At 44.1% G+C, this 22,572-nt stretch carries 23 protein-coding genes; 17 read left to right on the plus strand and 6 right to left on the minus strand.

Annotated elements, in window-relative coordinates:
* Window positions 1-179: 179 nt before the first annotated feature.
* Both AMBT_RS08635 and bcp read left to right on the plus strand, forming a co-directional pair.
* A complete protein-coding gene (locus AMBT_RS08635) occupies window positions 180-743 on the plus strand; it encodes a glycine cleavage system transcriptional repressor (RefSeq protein WP_013784233.1) in 564 nt (187 codons plus the stop codon).
* Window positions 721-1,191, plus strand: a complete 471-nt coding sequence (gene bcp / locus AMBT_RS08640) for a thioredoxin-dependent thiol peroxidase (protein ID WP_013784234.1) — start codon at window positions 721-723, stop codon at window positions 1,189-1,191. Before AMBT_RS08635 ends, bcp begins: the two co-directional genes overlap by 23 nt.
* Window positions 1,192-1,325: 134 nt before the next feature.
* Here the strand turns inward: bcp and AMBT_RS08645 are convergent, their stop codons facing one another.
* Entirely contained in the window at window positions 1,326-2,402 is a 1,077-nt protein-coding gene (locus tag AMBT_RS08645) for an AI-2E family transporter (RefSeq protein ID WP_013784235.1), read from the minus strand.
* Window positions 2,403-2,681: 279 nt separating this feature from the next.
* Between AMBT_RS08645 and bepA the strand changes: the two genes are divergently transcribed.
* Window positions 2,682-4,151 carry a beta-barrel assembly-enhancing protease gene (gene bepA / locus AMBT_RS08650; RefSeq protein ID WP_013784236.1) on the plus strand — a complete coding sequence of 490 codons (1,470 nt, stop codon included), beginning with the start codon at window positions 2,682-2,684 and terminating at the stop codon, window positions 4,149-4,151.
* Here the strand turns inward: bepA and AMBT_RS08655 are convergent.
* On the minus strand, window positions 4,146-4,637 hold the full coding sequence (locus tag AMBT_RS08655; RefSeq protein ID WP_013784237.1) for a TlpA family protein disulfide reductase: 492 nt from the start codon (window positions 4,635-4,637) through the stop codon (window positions 4,146-4,148). The two genes, bepA and AMBT_RS08655, sit on opposite strands and share 6 nt — an antisense overlap.
* 29 nt (window positions 4,638-4,666) lie before the next feature.
* Entirely contained in the window at window positions 4,667-4,888 is a 222-nt protein-coding gene (locus AMBT_RS08660) for a hypothetical protein (protein WP_013784238.1), read from the minus strand.
* Between the two features lie 129 nt (window positions 4,889-5,017).
* Between AMBT_RS08660 and arsC the strand changes: the two genes are divergently transcribed.
* From arsC to AMBT_RS08680, 4 genes are read left to right on the plus strand one after another with little or no spacing between them, the layout of a single operon-like run.
* Window positions 5,018-5,371: an arsenate reductase (glutaredoxin) gene (arsC, locus tag AMBT_RS08665; RefSeq protein ID WP_013784239.1), complete on the plus strand. Its 354-nt coding sequence runs from the start codon at window positions 5,018-5,020 to the stop codon at window positions 5,369-5,371.
* The gene (wrbA, locus tag AMBT_RS08670) at window positions 5,371-6,069 is read left to right on the plus strand and encodes an NAD(P)H:quinone oxidoreductase (RefSeq protein ID WP_013784240.1); all 699 of its coding nucleotides are present in this window, start codon (window positions 5,371-5,373) and stop codon (window positions 6,067-6,069) included. Before arsC ends, wrbA begins: the two co-directional genes overlap by 1 nt.
* Entirely contained in the window at window positions 6,059-6,478 is a 420-nt protein-coding gene (locus AMBT_RS08675; RefSeq protein ID WP_013784241.1) for a DUF2069 domain-containing protein, read from the plus strand. Before wrbA ends, AMBT_RS08675 begins: the two co-directional genes overlap by 11 nt.
* Entirely contained in the window at window positions 6,478-8,415 is a 1,938-nt protein-coding gene (locus tag AMBT_RS08680) for a hypothetical protein (protein ID WP_148259093.1), read from the plus strand. The genes AMBT_RS08675 and AMBT_RS08680 overlap by 1 nt, the downstream gene beginning before the upstream one ends.
* Before the next feature lie 85 nt (window positions 8,416-8,500).
* Here the strand turns inward: AMBT_RS08680 and hda are convergent, their stop codons facing one another.
* Together hda and AMBT_RS08690 are read right to left on the minus strand one after the other, a co-directional pair.
* Entirely contained in the window at window positions 8,501-9,238 is a 738-nt protein-coding gene (hda, locus tag AMBT_RS08685) for a DnaA regulatory inactivator Hda (RefSeq protein ID WP_041452882.1), read from the minus strand.
* A 10-nt stretch (window positions 9,239-9,248) separates the two neighbouring features.
* Complete coding sequence (locus AMBT_RS08690) at window positions 9,249-10,622, minus strand: DUF2066 domain-containing protein (protein ID WP_013784244.1); 1,374 nt, start codon at window positions 10,620-10,622, stop codon at window positions 9,249-9,251.
* Window positions 10,623-10,899: 277 nt separating this feature from the next.
* Here AMBT_RS08690 and purM point away from each other — a divergent pair, with 277 nt between their 5' ends.
* From purM to AMBT_RS08715, 5 genes are all read left to right on the plus strand, one after another.
* A complete protein-coding gene (gene purM, locus AMBT_RS08695) occupies window positions 10,900-11,940 on the plus strand; it encodes a phosphoribosylformylglycinamidine cyclo-ligase (protein ID WP_013784245.1) in 1,041 nt (346 codons plus the stop codon).
* A complete protein-coding gene (gene purN, locus AMBT_RS08700) occupies window positions 11,937-12,587 on the plus strand; it encodes a phosphoribosylglycinamide formyltransferase (RefSeq protein WP_013784246.1) in 651 nt (216 codons plus the stop codon). The genes purM and purN overlap by 4 nt, the downstream gene beginning before the upstream one ends.
* Window positions 12,547-13,290, plus strand: a complete 744-nt coding sequence (locus AMBT_RS08705) for a DUF3108 domain-containing protein (RefSeq protein ID WP_129738140.1) — start codon at window positions 12,547-12,549, stop codon at window positions 13,288-13,290. The genes purN and AMBT_RS08705 overlap by 41 nt, the downstream gene beginning before the upstream one ends.
* Window positions 13,291-13,611: 321 nt before the next feature.
* A complete protein-coding gene (gene fadE, locus AMBT_RS08710) occupies window positions 13,612-16,074 on the plus strand; it encodes an acyl-CoA dehydrogenase FadE (protein ID WP_013784248.1) in 2,463 nt (820 codons plus the stop codon).
* 130 nt (window positions 16,075-16,204) lie between these two features.
* On the plus strand, window positions 16,205-16,753 hold the full coding sequence (locus AMBT_RS08715; protein WP_013784249.1) for a CAP domain-containing protein: 549 nt from the start codon (window positions 16,205-16,207) through the stop codon (window positions 16,751-16,753).
* Between the two features lie 102 nt (window positions 16,754-16,855).
* Here the strand turns inward: AMBT_RS08715 and AMBT_RS08720 are convergent, their stop codons facing one another.
* Entirely contained in the window at window positions 16,856-17,491 is a 636-nt protein-coding gene (locus AMBT_RS08720) for a response regulator transcription factor (protein ID WP_013784250.1), read from the minus strand.
* Between the two features lie 176 nt (window positions 17,492-17,667).
* On the opposite strand from AMBT_RS08720, the gene cmoA reads away from it, so the two are divergent.
* From cmoA to AMBT_RS08745, 5 genes are all read left to right on the plus strand, one after another.
* Entirely contained in the window at window positions 17,668-18,396 is a 729-nt protein-coding gene (gene cmoA, locus AMBT_RS08725; protein ID WP_013784251.1) for a carboxy-S-adenosyl-L-methionine synthase CmoA, read from the plus strand.
* Window positions 18,397-18,565: 169 nt separating this feature from the next.
* Window positions 18,566-19,549, plus strand: coding sequence for a tRNA 5-methoxyuridine(34)/uridine 5-oxyacetic acid(34) synthase CmoB (gene cmoB / locus AMBT_RS08730; protein ID WP_013784252.1), 984 nt, complete (start codon window positions 18,566-18,568; stop codon window positions 19,547-19,549).
* Between the two features lie 95 nt (window positions 19,550-19,644).
* On the plus strand, window positions 19,645-20,526 hold the full coding sequence (locus AMBT_RS08735; RefSeq protein WP_013784253.1) for a kinase: 882 nt from the start codon (window positions 19,645-19,647) through the stop codon (window positions 20,524-20,526).
* A complete protein-coding gene (locus tag AMBT_RS08740; RefSeq protein ID WP_013784254.1) occupies window positions 20,526-21,335 on the plus strand; it encodes an HAD-IIB family hydrolase in 810 nt (269 codons plus the stop codon). The genes AMBT_RS08735 and AMBT_RS08740 overlap by 1 nt, the downstream gene beginning before the upstream one ends.
* A 12-nt stretch (window positions 21,336-21,347) precedes the next feature.
* Window positions 21,348-22,571, plus strand: a complete 1,224-nt coding sequence (locus AMBT_RS08745) for a glycosyltransferase family protein (protein ID WP_013784255.1) — start codon at window positions 21,348-21,350, stop codon at window positions 22,569-22,571.
* Window position 22,572: the final 1 nt, after the last annotated feature.

Raw genomic sequence — 22,572 nt, forward strand, 5'->3', positions numbered from 1 at the left:
ATCTCTCCGCAAAATATGAGCGCACATGGTAAATATGTCGGTAGCTAAACACAAGCTATCTCACGCCTAAATGCCAAGAATTTGACAATAATCTGTATCAATACTACAAAAAGCCGCTGGTACTAAAAAAAAACTCTATGCTACCATCACGCAATACGTTTCTTGTGATGTAGGTTTTAATGTCTCAGCAACAACTGATTGTGACCATTTTAGGTTCAGATAAAACGGGTATATTAAGTGAAATTGCATCCACGGTATCAGAAGCCCAGTGCAACATTTTAGATAGTCGGCAAGCTATTTATGGCCAAGAATTTTCACTCACTATGATTTTAGAAGGCTCGCAGTCAGCCATTACTCGCGCTGAGTGTACTGTGCCTCCCCTTTGTCAGCGTCTCGATCTGCTTTCCATGATGAAACGTACCAGTCACCACGAAAAGCAAAATCTCGATCACTTATTTCACGTTGAATTCAGCGGCGAAGATACCGCTGGCCTTATTGAGGCAGTGACGGGCTTTTTCGCAAAACGTAACGCATCAATCAGTGCATTTAGACAAGCCACATACAAAGCGGCCGAGTGTAAAAACGAATGTATGCGATGCAAGTTTGTTGTGAACATGCCCGCCTCGGAAGATTTTGCTGCTCTAGAATCAGAACTAACCGCATTGTTTGAAGAACTCAATGTAACCGGTAAAGTTGTAGACAAACATATTAAGGAATCTAATGAACACGCTTCAAGCTGGTGATAAAGCACCACAGTTTTCACTTCAAAACCAAAATGATGAAACCATTACGTTATCAGATTACCTAGGTAAAAAAGTACTGGTTTACTTTTACCCTAAGGCGATGACACCAGGTTGCACCGTGCAAGCACAAGGCTTACGCGACAGTAAAGAGGCGTTAGACGGATTGAATGTGGAAGTAATGGGTATTAGCCCTGATGCGGTTAAACGCTTGCCAAAATTCGCTGAAAAGGAAAGCCTAAACTTTACTTTGTTGTCTGACGAAGACCACGCCGTAGCAGACGCTTTTGGCGTATGGGGCTTGAAAAAATTCATGGGTAAAGAGTATGACGGCATTCACCGCATGAGCTTTTTAGTAGACGAAAACGGCGTTATTGAACACGTTTTTAATAAGTTTAAAACCAAAGAGCATCACACAGTGGTGTTAGATTACTTGGCCGATAACAAGTAACTCTTTATAAACGTATTTCGTTAGCGGTTTGATATCGAGTTAATATTGATAAAAAGATTGATGCAAAGCTGACAAAAAAGGCGGTAGTTCACACTACCGCCTTTTTCGTTTCTATTGGCTTTGTTATTAAGGCCCTATTTGCTTTCAGCCACCGGTAATCCAGCAGGGTTACTCGACCACGCTGTTATTACTGCTTTTACCAGTGTTGCCAACGGTATGGCAAAGAAAACGCCCCAGAAGCCCCAAAGGCCGCCAAATACCAGCACAGCAATAATGATATACAGTGGGTGCAAGCTTACTGCTTCAGAGAAAAGCAAAGGCACCAACAAGTTTCCATCTAATGCCTGAATAATCGAATAGGCAATAAACAAATACCAGAAATCAGGCGTTAAGCCCCATTGAAACAATGCAACTATAGCAACAGGAATGGTAACTACCGCTGCGCCTATGTAAGGAATTAGTACAGAAATACCTACCAATACGCCAAGCAAAATAGCATAACGTAAATCCATGAAGGCAAAGGTCACGCACGACACTAAGCTAACAATCACAATTTCTATTACTTTGCCGCGAATGTAATTGGCAATTTGTGAATTCATTTCATGGCCAACTTGCGTAATCAACCGGCGCTCTTTAGGCAACAAGTTAGAAATGCTTTCTAAGAAATACATTTTGTCTTTCAGCATGAAAAACACCATTAAAGGCACAAGCACCGCATAAACTAATAGCGCAGCCACATTGGCAATGTTGCTAAAAGAAGCTGATATTAATGTCTCGCCTACACCAACAAGTTTGTCGTTTAGCCCCTCCATCATTTGATGAATCTGGTAAACCTGCACGTAGTCTGGGTATTTTTCCGGCAAGGTTAAGATCCAATCTTGGGCCTTTTGCCATATTAAAGGGGTTTCTTGAATAAGATTAATGCTTTGCCGAGTGACAATGGGCACTAAACCAATCAACATGAAAATGACGAGGGTAATGAACCCCATCAATACGATGCCGCAAGCTATAGCACGGCTTACGCCGAATCTAACAAGGTGGGTAACCGGCCAATCAAGTAAATAAGCCACAATGGCTGCTACTAAAACAGGCATGATAAGCTCGCCCCACAAAAGCAGCGCGGCGGTTGTAATAAGTATGAGTATAAGCAGCATAGCTGCATCAGGATCGGAAAATTTGCGTCGGTACCAGCGACCAAACACACTGATCATAAAAGCTTCCTGAGAAATTTGAAGAATAGGATACGCATCATAGTGTAAAGACTTAGCATCGGGCAATACACTTTCTATTTAAATCAATCTGGTAAGACGATTTAACAAGCAATATTCAGGTCAAATGCCTAAATAATTGATAAGGGTAAATTGCACTAAAACTGGCATAAACCTACTTATCTAGGCAGAATGATAAAATTCATAATAAATAATTGAAACTGAAACGGTACTTTGGTGCTCTAATACGTATTCCAGTATTGTTCAGTAAATCACAGGTACATGAAGAAAAGGTTATCTCAAAAACTCTTGGTGCTGTCTTTCCTTATTACAGCAAGCTTGTCGAGTATTGCGCAAAGCGTGAGTTACACGAATAAAAATGCGCTGCCTGAAATTGGCGTAGTGGCGTCTGACGCTATTTCTTTAGACAAAGAAATGATTGTTGGCGATGCCGTTATGCGTCAAATGCGCGGGCAAAGCCCGCTAATAGCCGATCCAGTTTTAGACGAATACTTACAAGATTTAGGTAACCGCTTAGTTATTCATGCCGAAAATGCTAAATTTCCCTTCCGTTTTTTCTGGGTAGATAACGATGCGATTAACGCTTTCGCTTTCTTTGGTGGGCATATAGGCGTTCATACTGGCCTTATGCGACGGGCAAATACTGAAAGTGAATTGGCCTCGGTACTGGCTCACGAAATTTCTCACGTTACACAACGGCATATCGCTCGAAGCATGCAAGCGCAACAACGTTCGTCGCCCTTAGCGATTGCTTCACTTATTGGTGGCGTATTAATTGCCATGGCAAACCCTCAGGCGGGTATGGCGGCAATGCAAGCTGGCCAAGCGGCTTCTGTGCAAATGCAAATTGACTACACCCGCTCTAATGAACAAGAAGCCGACCGCATCGGTATTGCCATGCTGTCTCGAGCAGGTTTTGACGCCAATGGCGCTGCCGACTTCTTTTCAATTATGGCTGAAGAGTATCGAAACGTTTCTCGCCCGCCGGCGCGTTTGTTAACTCACCCATTAACTGAATCTCGTATTGCCGATGCCCGTTCGCGTGCAGACGACTATCCTTCTCGCTTTGTTCCGGTAAGCAAACAGTTTGAACTTGCTAAAGCAAGAATCATGGCCAGGTACTCATTTGAACCTGATTACGCGGTAGAGTATTTCACCGCACAGGTAGATAAAAAGGCTTATCGCGTAAGAGAAGCTTCGCTTTACGCCTTAGCATTGGCGTATATGCGAACGGAAGAGTACGACAAAGCCCAAGAAATCATTATGGGTGAATTGTTAACCAAAGATAGCGGCAACCTGTTTTACCTAGACGCCGCGACAGATATTTACATTGCTAAAGGCGAGCCTTTGAAGGCAGTGGAAATGCTGTCACCTTTTGTAGAGAACAGCCCACGCAATCAAGTACTGGCGCTTAACCAAGCGAATGCCATGATAAGTGCCAGTCGTTACGATGATGCCATTAGCTTATTGAAAGACTTTTTATTAGTGAACGACGAATACCAAATTGCGCACCAGTTGATGTCAGAAGCGTATCAAAAAGCGAAGCGCTTTTCGCAAATGCATCAAAGTAAGGCAGAAGTGTACGCCCTGTATGGCGCTTATACCCGCGCCGTAGATGAATTACAGTACGCTTATAACTTTGCGAAAGATGACGATCATCTTCAAAAGCAGCGCATTAGGGCAAGAATAAAGCAATTTAGAGATCAAGAAGAGCGGTTACAGCGTTTATAGTGCCCGAGCCTGCAACGCTGCAATTTTGTCTTTTAAGATGTCGGCGGTTACCTCACCTAAAATTTTGGCTTGAACCTGCCCTTTCGGACCCACAATATAAGTCGCCGGTAAATACGGCGGCTTAGTAATGGGAAGCTGGGTTTCTTCATTAGCCACAATCAAATTTAGCGTAATATCAAACTTGTTTGCCATGGCCTGTAAATCATCTTCCGGTAGCACGTCGTAATTAATGGCGAATAACAAAGTGTTTGGCGGTAGGTTTTCGCTTAAATGATGTAACTCAGGCATTTCTCTTAAACACGGCGCACACCAGGGTGCAAAGTAATTAATGATCACCCAATTACCTTCTAAATCACGCCATTTATATGTGTCGCCCTGAAGGGTTTCAAAGTCGGTTTGATGGTAATGGTAAAACCATACTCCAGCGGTTGCTGAAAGTAACATCACCAATATAATCAACAGCCCTTGCTTCACAGCGTTCGTCATTTTTAGCGCACCTTTTTTGCCGTACTTCTTTACCGTACTTCTTTGCCATACTTCTTTACCAAAAGAGCAGCGTTATTATTTATAAATAATATAAACAACAATATAGATAACAACGGTGTGCAAACATGCCTTGCTGCGTATTTAATAGCAAGTATTTTCATGTGTTTGAGAATGAGATTACCTTGGTATTTACGCCAGATTAACCACGTAGTTTGCACAAGCAGGGTTAATTGCTTAGCATCACCTTTCATTTATGGGGCCTACACACCAATATTATTGCGCTTTTGTCACTAATAAGGCCTTAGCACCTTGAAAAATAACTTCAAACAAGCAATAGTCAGCGCCAAAATTTGGCAATGATTTAACGATGAGGCGACATTATGTCTTCGGTTACTATTTTACATAACCCGCGCTGCTCTAAAAGCCGCCAAACCTTAGCACTACTTGAAGAAAAAGGTATCTCGCCTACCGTAGTAGAATATTTAAAAACGCCGCTGAGTATCGCTGAACTTAAAACCTTGTTTGGGCAACTTAACATAGAAAATGTGCGAGACATGATGCGTACCAAAGAAGAAGCCTATAAAGCGAATGCATTAGGTGGTGCAGATATTACCGATGAACAGCTTTTTGCCGCTATGGTAGAACACCCTAAGTTAATTGAGCGCCCTGTGGTGATTAACAACAATGCAGCCCGTATTGGAAGACCGCCAGAGGCCGTACTGGAAATCGTATAATGGACCCTATTTTAATTCTTTATTACAGCCGCCATGGCAGTACCAAAAGGTTAGCCGATGCTATAGCACAAGGTGCAATGGCTGAACTATCAAGCATGGAAGCAAAAGCAGCTTCTGCATCATTTGTGCGACCTGAAGTAGTAGTGCGCAGCGTGGCAAGCCTAAACATTAACTCGAATAGTTCAAGTGAGCAAGGCTCAGGCGAAGAAAATGCAGACGCCAGTTTAAAAGAGGCAAACCCTAACGCAGCCCCCACGGTGACCTTACAAGAACTCGAGCAGTGCAGCGCGCTTGCCCTAGGAAGCCCTACGCGATTTGGTAACATGGCTGCACCAGTGAAGCACTTTTTAGACAGCACCAGTAGCCAGTGGTTAAAAGGCTCGCTAATTAATAAGCCAGCGTGTGTATTTACATCAAGTTCTTCTATGCATGGCGGCCAAGAATCAACGCTGCTGTCTATGATGCTTCCACTATTTCACCACGGTATGGTGATGTGCGGCCTGCCCTACAGCGAGCCTGCACTGCATCACACGCGAAGTGGTGGCAGCCCTTACGGTGTGAGCCATGTGGCCCTAGATAATGCGGTCACACTTACCGAAGATGAAAAATCTTTATGTATTGCTCAAGGTAAACGTCTGGCAAACTTAGCCAGTGCTTTGTGGCATGCAAATAACCAGGAGACAACACATGGCGCCTAACACGCGTTTTTATCGTTATTTGGCACTGGGTTGTCATACCTTATTAATTGTGTGGATTATTGCGTGGCAGTTTTTTCTTAATAAAACGCTAACGTACTCACCAATATTTATTACGCTAGTTTATTTAGTGCCATTACTTTTACCTTACAAAGGCGTTATACAAGGTAAGCCGTATACTCACGCTTGGGCAAATTTCGTGGTACTGTTTTATTTAATGCACGGCTGTACGGTGGCTTACGCTGTACCTGAAGAGCGCTGGTATGCAGCAATTGAAATTCTACTATGTGTGGGAATGTTCGTTGGTTGCAGTGCGTTTGCGCGTAAACGTGGACGTGAACTTGGCCTTGGATTGAAAAAACTTAAACAAGTAATGCAAGAAGAAAAGGCGCATTTCGAACAAGGGGAATAATGATGAAGAGGCTACTACCTATTTCACTGCTGACATTATATGGATGCGGCGGTTCAGGAGGAGATAGTAGTGTCACAACACCCACCCCATCTTCGCCACCCAGTTTAACCATACAGGGCGCCAGCGAACTCATTGCTGGCGACTCTGCTGATTTTGCCGTTATTGCCCCATCGGGCACATCAATCACCAGCGTAAATTGGACCGTTAATGCGGTGAGTGGTGCAAGCACTGAAGCAGGCAGTATTGTCCCTCTTGCCTCTCACACCCAAGCCATAGGCTTTGATGTTACGGCGGCCGGCGAATACCTTGTTTCGGTTACCGCATCGTTTTCAGCCGGCGAAACCTCTACCCAAGAAACCTCTACCCACGAAACCTTGACCCAAGAGCTTAGCCTTACCGTTATTGAAGGTCAGCCTCCTGAAGCCATTTTACGCTTAGGTCACGAAGCCAGCGAAGGTGGCCGCGTTTCACTGCACGTAGATAACAACAGTTTAAAAACCGTAACGGACATTACCTGGGAACAGCTATCGGGGGCATCCATACCCGCATTTACCTTTGATGACGACGATTTATCCTACAACCTTTATTTTCAAGCACCACAAGTCAGCGCCGACAGCATTGCAGAAATTCAAGCTACGCTAGCTTTCGATGATGGTTCTGTTGCAACCGATACCGTTCAGGTAGTGATAAAAAATATTGATATAAATTCGGATGCGTATTTCGTTGACGACTCAGGCAGTATTCCAGAAACCGTTACTTCACACATGCAAGCGTACCGTCCGAATAGCCCCTATGTCTCTGCGTTAGAAGCTTGTGTATACAATAATGAACTAACATCAAGCTGCACCTTTGCCCAACTTCCTCTTATTGGGCAGCAAACAGAATCGCCTACTATTGATGATATTTTAGATAGAACCTATGTGTCACACCCTTGGATGGGTGAAGCCTTCGAGCAATTCTTACAAACATCTGACAGCAGCGAAGATTTGCTACAAATGCTAAGAGCAACCAGTGCGGTTGTAATTTCTTACGATATTCGCCCCTCATTTTATTGGGCCGTAACGGGTGCTATTTATCTGGACGCGAATAATTTTTGGCGCAGCCCTGAAGAACGAGACACCATTAATACTCAGCCCGACTATCGAAGCGGCTTTGGTAGTGATTTAGATTTTTCTATCTTTTGGCGATATGTAAAAGAGGGTGAATACTACTACCCACAAACTGGCTTAGCAGCGTCAACAAGGGCAACCCGCACTCAACAAGGTGTCGATGCCGCACTAACATGGTTGATGTACCACGAACTCGCCCACGCGAATGATTTCTTCGACTATACAACTTGGTCGTCCTTATCTAACAGCAATACCCCTTTAAATTACGTTAACAACAACTCTCCTTTATCTACAGGCCTTGAAAACACCTTGCCACTGACTTCATCGCAACTGCATGCGCTGGCGCAGGTACGCTACGGGGGCGATGCGGCTAACAGTACACAACGTGCTTATTCTGCGGCTCAAGTAGCTAATTGGTTAGCTAACGACGGTGCAGTGACCTTTTATTCCTATTATACCGAAAGAGAAGACTTTGCTAATTTGGTCGAGCGCTTCATGATGCTTTATCGAATGGGCGCCAGTGCCGATGTGGGTATATTTTCGGGTGATGCAGTAGACGATGGTTCTTATAATGTCACTTGGGGGCAACGCGATCGTATTAACGACGACAACCTTCAATTACGGGTAGATTATGCGGTTAGCCGCGTATTACCCTTGCTCGACATTCCGGCTATTCAAGCTGCCATGCCATCACCGACTTTATTTCCTGACGGCAGCACGTGGTTTAATACGGTGAATTTAGACAATGAAGAAAGTGTCGAGCTAACTGGCGATGAAAAGAATGCGATTATAGAAGCACAAAAGAAGCTTGAGAAACGTCAATATTAGGCGAGAAACATTAGGCGAGAAACGCGGTACTGATATTAAGGCAGAGATATTATGGCAGAGCAATAGCGGCAGGAATAAAGCTTCGTTAATTAAGCCCGAGTTCTCGCTTAACCATAGCGACAGAGAGCTTTTTTTGTTCTTGCAATGAGCGGGTATCAAGCCTGGCTAGTAAGTTTAATAAGCTTCGCAAATCTCGGTCGCTGTGGTGCAACAAAAACTGCAATGCCTGTTCTGACAACCGCAATCCCCGTTGATTAGCCCGCAATCGAACCACTTCCTTACGCGATTCATCATTCAGCGCCGTTAAATGATAAATTACGCCCCACGCAAGCCTAGAACTTAAATCTGGCAATTGAAATGCAGGGTGTGAAGGCCCATGCTGACTGCTACCCACAATAAGTGCGTGAGGGTTTTCTATCACCCGATTGAAAAGGTCGAATAAGGCTTCTTCCCATCGTGCATGACCCGCAATGGCATGTATATTATCTAAGCAGATAACCGAGAGGTTTTCTAACCCATCAAAAATATCGAAAGACCACTGGGCATGATGGTTCAAATTTAAATAAAGGTGGTTTACGTTCTGCTGCGCCAGTTGATGACACAATGCATACAGTAAATGGCTTTTACCCAATCCTTGCCCACCTAGCAATGTCACTAATGGTAAGTGTAACGCAGAAAGCGACGCTAAAGACGGCGCATCCTGCCAGGCAGGCATAGCACTTGGAATACCCTTCAGCAACGCCACCACTTCTTGGTTTCCCGTATCAACAAAACTGTCAAAGGTTTCATCTGTGGGTAGCGTTACAGGGAGAGTTAGCTGCATAGCAAAAGGGTCATTCATTCCAGTAAAAGGTATATCCTTCTACCACTTGACCGAAAGAATCCGTTACAGGCCGAAGTTTAGATTCAAGCCTTACGGTATTAAGTAAATCTTCCGGGGTACCAAGCAAGGTTAAATTGTAGGTGGCTACTGAACCAGTTTGCCCAGTTAACATCGCTTCTTCTATCACGCTTAAGCTCTTCAAATACGCATTAGCGTTAGCGTATTTTTTTAATGAGTCTATATTGGCAACCGACACAGATATTTGCACTCTTTCTGCATCTACCGCACCTGGGATCACCGCGTATTGTGAAGATAAGTAGTTGGCATAGGCATCAACCAACTGCTGAGTAAGTGAGGTAGGTTCGTCGGCAAAAATAGACCCGTAGCTTACCTTGCCATTACCCACAAACACCCAATCAAGCGCATATTCACCTTCTTGCGCTTTTTGGGCGTGTTGAGTAAATTCATCCATCGTGAAAGGCGGCATTTCTTGCGCTTCATTCACCAAAGCCGCCGTGGCGGTCACTTCATCACCTGCAAGGCTAGCTTGTTGCTCTTCGTTTACCTGCAGGTTCGCGCCATCAACCATGTTGTCAACGTCACTTAAATCGAGTTGACCACTTAATGGTTGCTCTGTACCTGCAATAGCGTTTTGGCTTTGATTATCAGTGTAGGTATTGTATGGGGAATTAGTATCTTGAAAAGCGCCGGATGAAGCAGGTAAGCCTTCAGGAATAGACGGCATTTCACCCGCGGTATTTTTATACAAACGAGCGCCAATAATATTATCAACACCATAACGCTGTGATGATGCTGTTAAAGACTGAACAAACCTACCCCACACATCGTAAATGGAAATACTGGCTGAGTCGGTTAAATCCATTAACGGTAAACTTACCGGCACACCACGGGTTTTCGCGGTGTTAACCAACATTTCCCCAACAGGTGTTGGTGTACTTTCATCTAAAATGATGCGTTCGTTGTCGTCAGTTTCTGTGGCTAACCACACAATAGTTTCTGGTCTACGCTCGCCCCATAAAGGCAGGCCTTCACGTTTCATTAAATCGGTCAGTTTCGTTTTATCAAACTCAGCAACATAAAAGGTGTCGTTGCCCGAATAAGAAAAACGGTACGAGCGAAGGTACGCCTCAGGCGTTCTAAGTGCAGCCCTTACACCAGGGTTCTGCAACACCTCGGTATTTCCCGATACCTTCACCATTACCTCAGTTAGGGCTTTTTTTACTGCATTGGCTTGTGTTTTTTGACTCTGATCACTAACAGGTATCTGTGCTTCATTAACCACCACGTGCTGCGTAGCATGGGCACTCATCGTGCACACCGCTATTGCCACCCCTACACCGCGAATTAATTGTTGCTGAAACATACGCCTAATTTTCCTGTTCCGATAAGAAATCAATTTCTTCACTACTCCACTACAACGCCAAAAGATCGTTGCCCGCTATTCTCTGTCATATTTATGTTTATTTCATCTATAAATATAAAAAACGAAGTTTGAAGCCACCAAAAAAGGGAATTCATACTCAAATTACACTTTTTTCACATGATCTGACCCTTATCCGCCCTAGTCAATTGGACTTGTGGTGACTTACTGGTAGAATCCGCGTTTTTCTACCTCTTACTCTTAGTTCTAGGGCGCAAACGTGAGCGAAAATAAAACCTCTCTTAGTTATAAAGATGCTGGTGTCGATATTGATGCGGGAAACCAACTTGTCGACCGTATTAAATCCGTTACTAAAAGGACTCACCGTCCGGAAGTAAAAGGAAACCTTGGTGGGTTTGGCGCATTATGTTCGCTTCCAACAAAATATAAGAACCCGTTGCTGGTTTCTGGAACCGATGGTGTAGGCACTAAGCTTCGTGTTGCTATGGATGCAAACCGTCACGATGGTGTGGGTATCGACTTAGTTGCCATGTGTGTTAACGACCTTATTGTACAAGGCGCAGAACCGCTGTTTTTCTTAGATTATTACGCTACTGGAAAACTAGATGTTGATGTTGCTGCATCGGTAGTAACCGGTATTGGTAATGGTTGTGAGCAAGCGGGTTGTGCCCTAATTGGTGGTGAAACCGCAGAAATGCCGGGAATGTACCATGGCGGCGATTACGACATTGCAGGTTTCTGCGTAGGCGTAGTTGAAGCCGAAAAAGTTATTGACGGCACTAAAGTGAAGGCTGGCCAGAAACTTATCGCATTGGGATCATCAGGTCCTCACTCTAACGGTTACTCACTGGTTCGTAAGATTTTGGAAGTGAGCAACGCCGACGTAAATCAAGATTTAGACGGCAAGCCGCTTATCGAGCATTTACTTGAACCTACCCGTATTTATGTGAAATCTGTATTGGCATTGCTTGAGAAAGTAGAAGTTAGCGCCATTTCACACATTACTGGCGGCGGCTTTTGGGAAAACATCCCGCGCGTTTTACCTGATGATGCAAAAGTAGTCATTGACGAAAAGAGCTGGCAGTGGCCTTCAGTGTTTAGCTGGCTACAAGAGAACGGCAACGTTACTCGTCACGAAATGTACCGTACGTTCAACTGTGGTGTTGGCTTAGTGATTGTTGTTGATGAAGCCGATGTAGATACCACTATTGCAACCTTGAAAGAGCACGGTGAAAACGCCTGGTTAATTGGTGACATTCAAGCCAAAGACGGTGAACAGCAAGTTGAGATAAACGCGTGAGCACTCCATCAACCAGACTTTGCGTTTTAATTTCAGGTAACGGCAGTAACTTACAGGCCATTATTGATAACATCAGCGCTGAAAAGCTTGATGCTGAAATATGTGGTGTTATTAGTAACCGCCCTAATGCGTACGGTTTAACCCGTGCGCAAGAAGCCGGTATTACCGCCATTAGCCTAGACCACATGCAGCATGACAGTCGGGAAAGCTACGACAAGGCATTGCAAGCTGAAATTGAATCATTAAACCCAGACTATATTGTGCTTGCAGGCTTCATGCGTATTTTAACGCCTGAGTTTGTAAATACTTTTTCTGGAAAATTAGTGAACATTCATCCATCTTTGTTGCCTAAATACAAAGGGTTGAATACGCATCAGCAAGCTATCGTCAATGGCGACGAAGAACACGGCGTAAGCGTGCACTTTGTTACACCTGAGTTAGATGGCGGCCCAGTCATTATTCAAAGCCGCGTGCCGGTTTTCGAAGATGACACTGCGGTAGACTTAGCAGATCGTGTTCAAGAACAGGAGCGTCGCATTTACCCATTAGTGCTTTCTTGGTTCAGTGCGGGGCGACTTAAGATGGTAAATAATAAGGCTATCCTAGATGAGCAAGAACTCCCAGAATCGGGTTATGCAAACGAGTAAACGCAGCTTTGTAGCAGCGTTTCTTTTGGCTTTTGTGGGCGCTAACGCCCACGCAGCCGATACAACAGAGAATAAACTTCAACCCTACGAGGCAGTTTATACGGCTTACAAGTGGGGCGATGATGTGGGCGAAGCTCGCATTAAGCTTGAAGCGTTAAGCAACACACAATACTCCCTCACCTACTCTTCTAAAGTCTCGAAGTTCTTTTTATCTGACAAACGCTATGAGCATTCTATTTTTAAAGTAGAAGACAGTACTGTGTTACCCATTGAGTATCATTATACTCGCACGGGCACAGGGCCAGATAAAAAGCTTACCGTTAATTTCAATACCGACAATGGCGGCAAAATTGCGGTTGAAAATGGCGAAGAATTTGTTTGGAACGGTCAGTTCGACAACCAAATATACCGCGTAGACTTGGCAAACCAATTAGCCTCTGGCGAAACTAACCTTTCCTACGACTTTGTTAACTATCGTGGTGAGTTACGTACCTACGGTGTAGAAGTGGTGGCTAAGGAAAGCCTGTCATTACCCTATGGCGAATTCGAGACGGTGAAAGTAAAGCTTATTCGCGACTCTAAAACCCGTGAAACCTTTGCGTGGTTTGCTCCATCATTAAACTATACCTTGGTGCGTTTGCAGCAATTTAAAGATGGTGAAGAACAAGGCGATATTAAATTGAAGTCTTACGTTACTCAGTAAACGTTGCTTACACTATTTGTAGGTGGGGACATCATCGATGGATGAGCCCCACCTGTTATCTCTTTTCTTTAAATCTTCATCATGCCGCGTGGTTGACAACAAGTTAGCTGGGCACCCCCTATATACCGTGTTCTAACTTGCACTATAACCATTACTTTTAATGCAAAATTCATGTAAAAATCTTGATCTTTGGGTCATTAAATAATAGGTTTAACCCATGCTGGTCTGACCTCAATTTGATAGTTGCGCACAATCATGCGTAATGAGCCAAAATGAGTGGAACGATTAGCGTTACATCTAACGCCTTTTCAGGAGCGAAGTATGGCAGATTTTATTTGGTTTTTACTGGTAGTGTTAGCTTTGGCAGTTGCCAGCTATCAACGTACCAGCTTAGTAACAGCAGTGTGTATCGCTGGTGGGGTCATGATTTTAGGGACTCTATTTGGTGATATTGGTTTACTTGGTTGGATTGTATTCCTAGCATTTACGCTGCCGTTTACCCTTTCTAATATTCGTCAGCAACACATCACTAAAAAATTATTATCGTTTTACCGAAAGGTAATGCCAGAAATGTCTAGCACCGAGCAAGAAGCAATCGATGCAGGAACAGTTTGGTGGGACGGTGATATTTTCAGTGGTAAGCCTGATTGGGAAAAACTTCACCGCATTCCTAAAGGTCGTTTAACGGCTGAGGAACAAGCGTTCCTAGACGGACCGGTTGAAGAAGTGTGCTCAATGGTAGATGAATGGCAAATTAACCATAAAGATGCCGATTTATCTCCTGAAATTTGGGCATTCCTTAAAGAACATAAGTTCTTTGCCATGATCATTAAAAAAGAATACGGCGGCCTAGCGTTCTCAGCGTTCGCACAGTCTCGTGTTCTTCAAAAGCTTGCTGGCGTTAGCGCAGTACTTTCAAGTACGGTTGGTGTTCCTAACTCGTTAGGCCCCGGTGAGCTACTTCAGCACTATGGAACAAAAGAACAACAAGATCATTACTTACCTCGCCTAGCGGCAGGTCAAGAAGTGCCTTGTTTTGCATTAACGGGCCCTGAAGCGGGTTCTGATGCTGGCGCTATTCCTGATGTTGGTGTGGTATGTAAAGGCGAATGGAACGGTGAAGAAGTGCTAGGTATGCGCCTAACCTTCGACAAACGTTATATTACCCTTGCGCCAGTGGCGACAGTTATCGGTCTAGCGTTTAAACTTCAAGATCCAGACGGTTTGTTAAGTGAGAATAAAGAGCCAGGTATCACTTGTGCACTTATTCCTCGCGATACAAAAGGCCTAGAAATTGGTCGTCGTCACTTCCCGCTGAATACCCCGTTCCAAAACGGCCCTATTCGCGGTAACGACATTTTTGTTCCAATCGATTACATCATCGGTGGCCCAGCAATGGCTGGTAGAGGCTGGCGTATGCTGGTTGAATGTTTGTCAGTAGGCCGTTGTATTACCCTACCGTCTTCTGCTGCTGGTGGCGCTAAATCTGTATCATTGGCTACAGGTGCGTATGCACGTATTCGCCGTCAGTTCCGTATGCCTGTTGGCCATATGGAAGGCGTAGAAGAAATGCTAGCCCGTATTGGTGGTAATGCTTACTTGATGGATGGCGTAACACGCTTTTCAACAGTTGGTGTAGATTTGGGTGAGAAGCCGTCTGTTATATCGGCAATCTGTAAATACCACCTTACCGAAAAAATGCGTCAAGTGATTAACGATTCAATGGACGTTCATGGCGGTAAGGGCGTAATGCTTGGGCCAAATAACTATTTGGGCCGTGGTTACCAAGGTGTTCCAGTTTCAATCACGGTTGAAGGCGCGAACATCCTTACTCGTAACATGATGATTTTCGGCCAAGGCGCAATGCGCTGTCACCCTTTCGTATTGAAAGAAATTCAAGCCGCGTCAATTGAAGACAAAAAAGAAAGCATTAGCGCATTTGATAAAGCGGTATTTGGGCATATTGGTTTTGCCATTTCAAATACGGTTCGCAGTGTTTGGTTCTCACTAACCAGTGGCGTATTCAGCAGTGCGCCTTTCACTGACGAAACCGCTCACTACTACAAGCTGTTACAAGGCTACAGTGCAAACCTAGCGTTGCTTACTGATGTTTCTATGGGTGTGTTAGGCGGCGATTTAAAACGTCGTGAGCGCTTATCTGCACGCTTAGGTGACATTTTAAGCGGCTTGTACCTAGGTAGTACTACCTTGAAGCGTTTTGACGAAGATGGTCGCTTAAAAGAAGACTTACCGCTACTTCATTGGGCAATGCAAAACACCTTGCATGACATTGAAACAGCGATTGACGACTTCTTAGCGAACTTCCCTAACAAAGCCATTGGTGTTGTACTTCGTGGTCTTGTTATTCCGTTTGGACGTCGCGTTGGTAAGCCTTCTGACAAAACCGAGCATACTATTGCACAAATGCTACAAACCCCTTGTAGCGCACGTAGCCGTTTAGGTTATGGTCAGTACCTATCTCGTGAAGAAGGTAACTTGTTCGGTGACTTAGAACAAACCCTTGATGACGTGTTAGCAGCCGAGCCAATCTTCGAACGCATTTGCAAACATAAGAAAGCGAAACTGCCTTTCACACGTTTAGCGGCGTTAGCAGATGAAGCGCTTAGTGAAGACATCATTAATGAAGAAGAAGCTGACCTACTTCGTCGTACAGAAGCAGGAAGACTGAGAACCATTAACGTGGACGATTTCGACCACGAAGAATTAGTGGCTAAAGTGAACTCTTCTAGCGAAATAAAAAAACGAGGAGGCAAAGCTGCTTAGCTTAATCCTCCCTAAAAAGGGCCGCTTCGGCGGCCTTTTTTTATGCATCAAATCCACTGCTATTTTATGGTTAGCTTTGTTACTGGCTGCCCCTGCTCATGCTCATGCTCATGCTGAATCGCAGTACCCAATGGTTACATTACCTTCTGACACCTTTCAATGTGGTAATTCAGAACAAGCCCAAAAACTTGCTCGGCTTATTGTGAATGATAAAAACCAAGCGCGCCCCCAAATGCACTGTAACCCCACCCTGGTTGCCATTGCTGAGCAAAAGGCAAAAGACATGGCAGAAGAAGGCTTAGTGTCGCATTTCTTAGGTGGCAGCCCTAATAGCCGTTTGCGAGACGCAGGGTTAACCCTTCCTTCCTATTACGGCGATGCCATGAGTAATCAGGTTGAGGCGTTGGCTGGCGGCTATCAAACCGCGAAAAAGGTGTGGCACGCACTAAAAAGTTCGTTCTCCCACAAACAGCATTTGCTGGGTGAAATTCCTTTTTATGCTGAACAAAATGAAATTGGGATCGCCTTCATTAAAGATTATAAAACGCCACATGTAGAATACTGGGTAATTTATATCACTAAACTAAGTGGCGATGCACAACAGAAACCATTTAGTGAAGTACCCGATAAGGGGCTAGGCATTGTTACCGAAAATGGTGAAATTACCCCAATGCAATAGCGAACTATTACCCTTAAAAATTGCGGTAATGACTGCAGAAACAAAAAAGCCGGTGTTAATAACAACACCGGCTTTTTTAATGTGTAACGCTTGCTTGTACGACTAGCTTAGTTGAAGCTTGTCCATCAACAATACTGCTTGCGTACGCGTATTGATTTCAAGCTTACGTAGAATTGCGCTGGTGTGCGCCTTTATCGTCGCTTCAGTTACATTCATTTCGTGGGCAATTTGCTTGTTCATCAAGCCTGCACGTAGGAATGATAATACTTGAATTTGTTTAGGCGTTAGCTCTCTGAAACGTTGAAGCAACAACTTCAATTCGTCGTCTACTTTCTCAAGTTCGTCTTCCATACCTTCAGGAAGCCATTTTTTACCCGCAATGATGTCCACAATAGCCTGCGCCATTTCACGTGTTGCTGACACCTTAGGAATAAAGCCTTGAGCGCCTAAGCTCATTACCTGTGCTACCACTTCTACCGCATCGCTACCAGACACTACGCCGATAGGAATATTAGGATATTGTTCACGCAAGGTAATAATGCCATTAAAATATTCACCGCCTGGCATGTTTAAGTCGAGTAAGACCAACTCAATGCCGTCGTATTCATTTAAAACGGCCAGCGCAGCATCAAGGCTTCCGGCTTCAAGAATCTGCGCGTTTTCAAAATAAGGTCCTAACGCTCCGCTGAGTGCTTCACGAAACAATGGGTGATCATCTGCTACAAGAATTCTTGTCATTAGCGTTGTTACTTCCTTTAGTTCTTATATCTCTAGGTTAATACTTCCGATTTAATTCTAAAAGCCCTATTCGTTAAAAATCACCGCTTTATTTGATTTTTTTACTGTTTTCCATTGGCATTTAAATTTGTGAGGGTAAAATTGCCGACCAAATTCCCGCTAGCTGAGTACATTTTGTGCAAAAACACGACAGGCTTTATGCCAACCCTCTTAAAAAGGTAGCAGATTTTTCCTTCGATGAGTCAGTAGTTGACGTTTTTCCCGATATGATCCAACGCTCGGTGCCGGGTTATGAAACTATTGTTCATACCATTGGCGAATTAGCGAAAACAAAAGTACAACCCAATACTAGGGTGTATGACCTTGGTTGTTCCTTGGGGGCAGCAAGTTTTTCTGTTGCTCGCGCTACACAAGATGTGCCCTGTGAAATAATTGGTATAGATAGTTCCGATGCCATGGTTGACCGTTGTCGACGCATGGTTCAAGCCTTCAATTTGCCAAACCCAATTTCCATCATTCAGCAAAACGCTCAAGATACCCAAATAGAAAACGCCTCTATGGTAGTCATGAATTTCACATTACAATTCATTCCACCTGCTGATAGAGAAGCGCTATTAAAACAAATTTACGATGGTTTAAATGAAGGTGGTGTTTTAATTCTTTCAGAGAAAATTAAACACCCGACCGTGGCTGGCAACGAACTACTGATAGATTTGCACCACCAATTTAAGCGTGACAATGGCTACAGTGAATTAGAAGTAAGTCAAAAACGCGCCGCCATCGAGAAAGTTATGCTAACCGATACCTTCAGCGAACACGAAACGCGATTAAAGTCCGTTGGTTTTAAAGATGTGGTGATGTGGTTTAAGTGCTTTAACTTTACGTCGCTGGTTGCAATAAAGTAGTTGGCATCGCGGAGCATCACAGTCAAGAATGCAATGCGGTTAAGTGAGCAGCTACGCCCAATGCACTTCTAGCCAGCAACCTGTGATTTAGCATTAAAAATACTGTGAATCATAATACTGTGAATCATTTTGAACACTAAGATTCACAATTAAGAATACCGAGAAGAATATGACGAAACCAGAATCAGCGTGGTTTAACGACTGCTACAAATCTATTTTAGATACGCCTTTAGCGCATTGGCTACAAACCCTACCTGCGCAAATGAATGAATGGCAAAAGAGTCAGAAACACGGTGAATTCGATAAGTGGTGTCGTCTACTTGCAAAAATTCCAACCACGACACCTTCGTCCACTACCCTTGTTGATGAGGTTCGAATTGGTTCAGCGGATGATATAGACCAATATACCCAGAAGAAGATATTAGGGTTGCTGCAACAATTTATGCCGTGGCGCAAAGGGCCTTTCCATATGCACGGTATTCACGTTAATACCGAATGGCGTTCAGATTGGAAATGGGACAGGGTTGCCCCGCATATATCGCCACTTAAAGACAGAACCGTGCTAGATGTAGGTTGCGGTAGCGGTTATCACATGTGGCGTATGCTTGGGTGTGATGCATCTCGCGTAGTAGGCATCGACCCCACCCAGCTTTTTCTCATTCAGTTTCAAGCTATCAAACACTTTATTGCTGATAATCGCATTCACTTCTTACCGCTAGGTATTGAAGAAATGCAGCCATTGAACGCGTTTGATACCGTTTTTTCAATGGGCGTACTGTATCACCGAAAAGATCCTATTCAGTTTCTCACCCAACTTAAGCATCAACTGCGAAAAGGTGGAGAGCTGGTATTGGAAACCTTAGTGGTAGATGGCGATGCGCAAACCGTATTAATGGCCGGAGAACGTTATGCTCAAATGCGCAATGTATGGTTTCTACCTAGTACAGACGCCTTAACGGTTTGGCTAGCGCGTCTTGGGTTTGAAAACATCCGCGTGGTTGATAAGAACTTCACAACGCTGGATGAACAACGGGCCACTGAGTGGATTGAAGGCCAGTCATTGAAAGATTTTCTCGACCCTGAAGATATTACTCGCACCATTGAGGGGTATCCTGCACCACAACGAGCCGTGATTGTCGCGAATCGTAAATAAGTTCACCCCTATGTAATGCAATCGTTATGTTGGCATAAATGTTGTAACCTATATTCCCCATGATGTACGTATTCTGCATTTAATAGGGTTGCAACATGGACATACATGGGTTTTTAAAGACACATCAGCTACCAAGTACGTATGCGGACACTGCACAAAAATGGTTCATCCCATTATGCGAACGGTTAGTTAAGCACCAAGACGGTGCGGCAAATTCAATCAAAGCCCCATTGGTGGTCGGAATTAACGGCTGCCAAGGCTCAGGAAAATCTACGCTTACTGATTTTGTTAGCGCGTATTTAACCAGCATTTACGCTAAAAAAGTGGTTTGCCTTTCTATTGATGACTTTTATTTAGATAAATCGCAACGAAATGCGCTATCGATAAAAGTCCATCCGCTGCTTGCAACCAGAGGTGTACCCGGTACACACAATATGCCTCTTGCCCTTGATACGTTTAAGCAGCTTAAAGGCAGCGGCCAAGTGGCCCTTCCCCGTTTCAATAAAGCGATAGACGACCCCTTCCCCGTTAATCAGTGGCCTGTAGTGACGGCGCCACCAGATATCATTATTTTAGAAGGATGGTGTGTTGGGGTAACACCGCAAAACGCTGCCGATATAAAGCAACCCATAAATAGTTTAGAAGAAAACCAAGATCCACTTGGTATTTGGCGTTCGTTTGTTAATACTGAATTATCAAACGACTATCAAAGCTTGTTTGATCAAATCGATTATCGGGTTATGTTAAAAGCCCCCTCGTTTGAATGTGTTTACCGCTGGCGGTTAGAGCAAGAGCATAAACTTGCTGTAGCAACCAAAGGCGCTTCTACAGGGGTAATGTCCGATGAACAAGTTGCACAGTTTATTCAGAATTACCAACGACTAACCGAACATGCACTTAAAACATTGCCTACAAAGTGTGACACTGTGTATTCGCTAGATGAAACAAGAACTATAACCGGCGAGGAAGTAAAGTAATGACAAGAACGCTAGTTTTCACCGATATGGACGGCACGCTGTTAGACCACCATACCTACTCCTTTGAGGCGGCGAAACCTGCTTTAACAGCGTTGGAGTCACGAGATATACCGGTTATTCCAACCACCAGTAAAACCTTTGCTGAGCTACAGCCTTTGCGAGAGCAAATTGGCCTTACTGGGCCATTCATCATTGAAAACGGCGCTGCCATATTCATTCCACATGGTTTTTTCAAAAAGAAGCCTAGCGGAACCGTATGGGTAGATGGTTACTGGTGTAAATCGTTTATATCCAATAAAAATTACTGGATTAAACTTCTCGATAAAATCAAAGCAGATTTTGAAGGTGAGTTTAAACAGTTTTCGCAAATGAGTTTAGAAGAAATTCAAAGCAGCACAGGCTTAGACGAAGCGTCTGCTGCCCTAGCAGCTAAACGTCAATTTGGAGAACCTGTACTTTGGACTGGTTCTGATGAAAACAAACAAAAATTTATTGCGGCAGTTAAAGACCGTGGCGCCTATCCTCTAGAAGGCGGGCGATTTATCCATGTATCTGGCAATTGCGACAAAGGCCAAGCCCTTAAATGGCTAGCGGCTGAATACCAAAGACAACATGAAAGTCATGTTAAAACCGTTGCCCTTGGCGATGGAAAAAACGATATTGCTATGCTTGAAGCAGCACATATCGCTATACGAATTTTATCTCCGGTAAATCCTCCGCCTTCTGTTAAAAAAGACGAGGTTTATACCAGCACGTTACCTGGCCCAGAAGGCTGGAACGAAATGCTAACTCAATTGCTTTCCCTATAATCAGGAGGACACATGGCTGATTTTTATCAAAACGGTGTGGTTACAACTTTACATAATCTTTCTCGTAGACCAACAGAGGAACTAGAAGCCGAGTTACTCCGCTTTTCACAGAAACGCCCCATGGCACTTATCTTGCCATCACTTTTTTCAGAACTAGAAGGTGATGCCTTACCTCATATTGTTGATGAATTAACGGGCGTACCTTACTTATCGGAAATCGTGATAGGGCTAGATCGCGCTGATATGGCGCAATATAAACATGCGCTTAAGTTTTTCGACAAACTGCCTCAGCATCATCGCGTGCTTTGGAACGACGGTCCTCGCTTGAAAGCCCTTGATGAAGAACTACAATCAAAAGGTCTTGCACCGAAAGAGTTGGGTAAAGGCCGTAATGTTTGGTATTGCATGGGTTATGTTTTAGCATCAAACCGTGCTGAGTCTGTTGCTCTGCATGATTGCGATATTGTGACGTACAACAAAGACTTGTTGGCTAAGCTTATTTACCCTGTCGCAAACCCGAATTTTAACTACGAGTTCTGTAAGGGCTACTATGCCCGTGTAGCGAACGGTAAAATTAACGGCCGCGTATCTCGATTATTAGTGACGCCGTTATTACGCGCACTTAAGCGTATTATGGGTGACAACGAATACCTTGAGTTTATGGACAGCTTCCGCTATCCATTAGCCGGAGAATTTTCGTTCCGCCGCGATGTGCTAAACGATATTCGCATTCCAAGTGATTGGGGCTTAGAAATTGGCGTACTATCTGAAATGCATCGCAATTATTCGCACAATCGCCTTTGCCAAGCCGACATTTGCGACATTTACGATCACAAGCACCAAGATTTGTCGCTTAATGATGAACATGGTGGCTTATCTAAAATGTCTATCGACATTACTAAGGCCATCTTTAGAAAGTTGGCTACCCAAGGTTATACCTTTAGTAACGAGATGTTCCGCTCTATCAAGGCTACGTATTTCAGAATTGCGCTAGACTTTATTGAGACCTATCACAACGACGCAGTCATGAACGGTCTTACGCTTGATATTCACAGTGAAGAAAAAGCAGTTGAAATGTTCGCCAGTAACATCATGAAAGCTGGACAGAACTTTTTAGAAAACCCAATGGAAACCCCTTTCATTCCAAGTTGGAACCGAGTAACCAGCGCTGTGCCAGATATTCTCGAGCGCTTGCTGGAGGCCGTTGAAGCTGACACCGCAGAATTTATGGAGTAAT

The sequence above is a fragment of the Alteromonas naphthalenivorans genome, from assembly GCF_000213655.1.
GTDB lineage: Bacteria > Pseudomonadota > Gammaproteobacteria > Enterobacterales > Alteromonadaceae > Alteromonas > Alteromonas naphthalenivorans.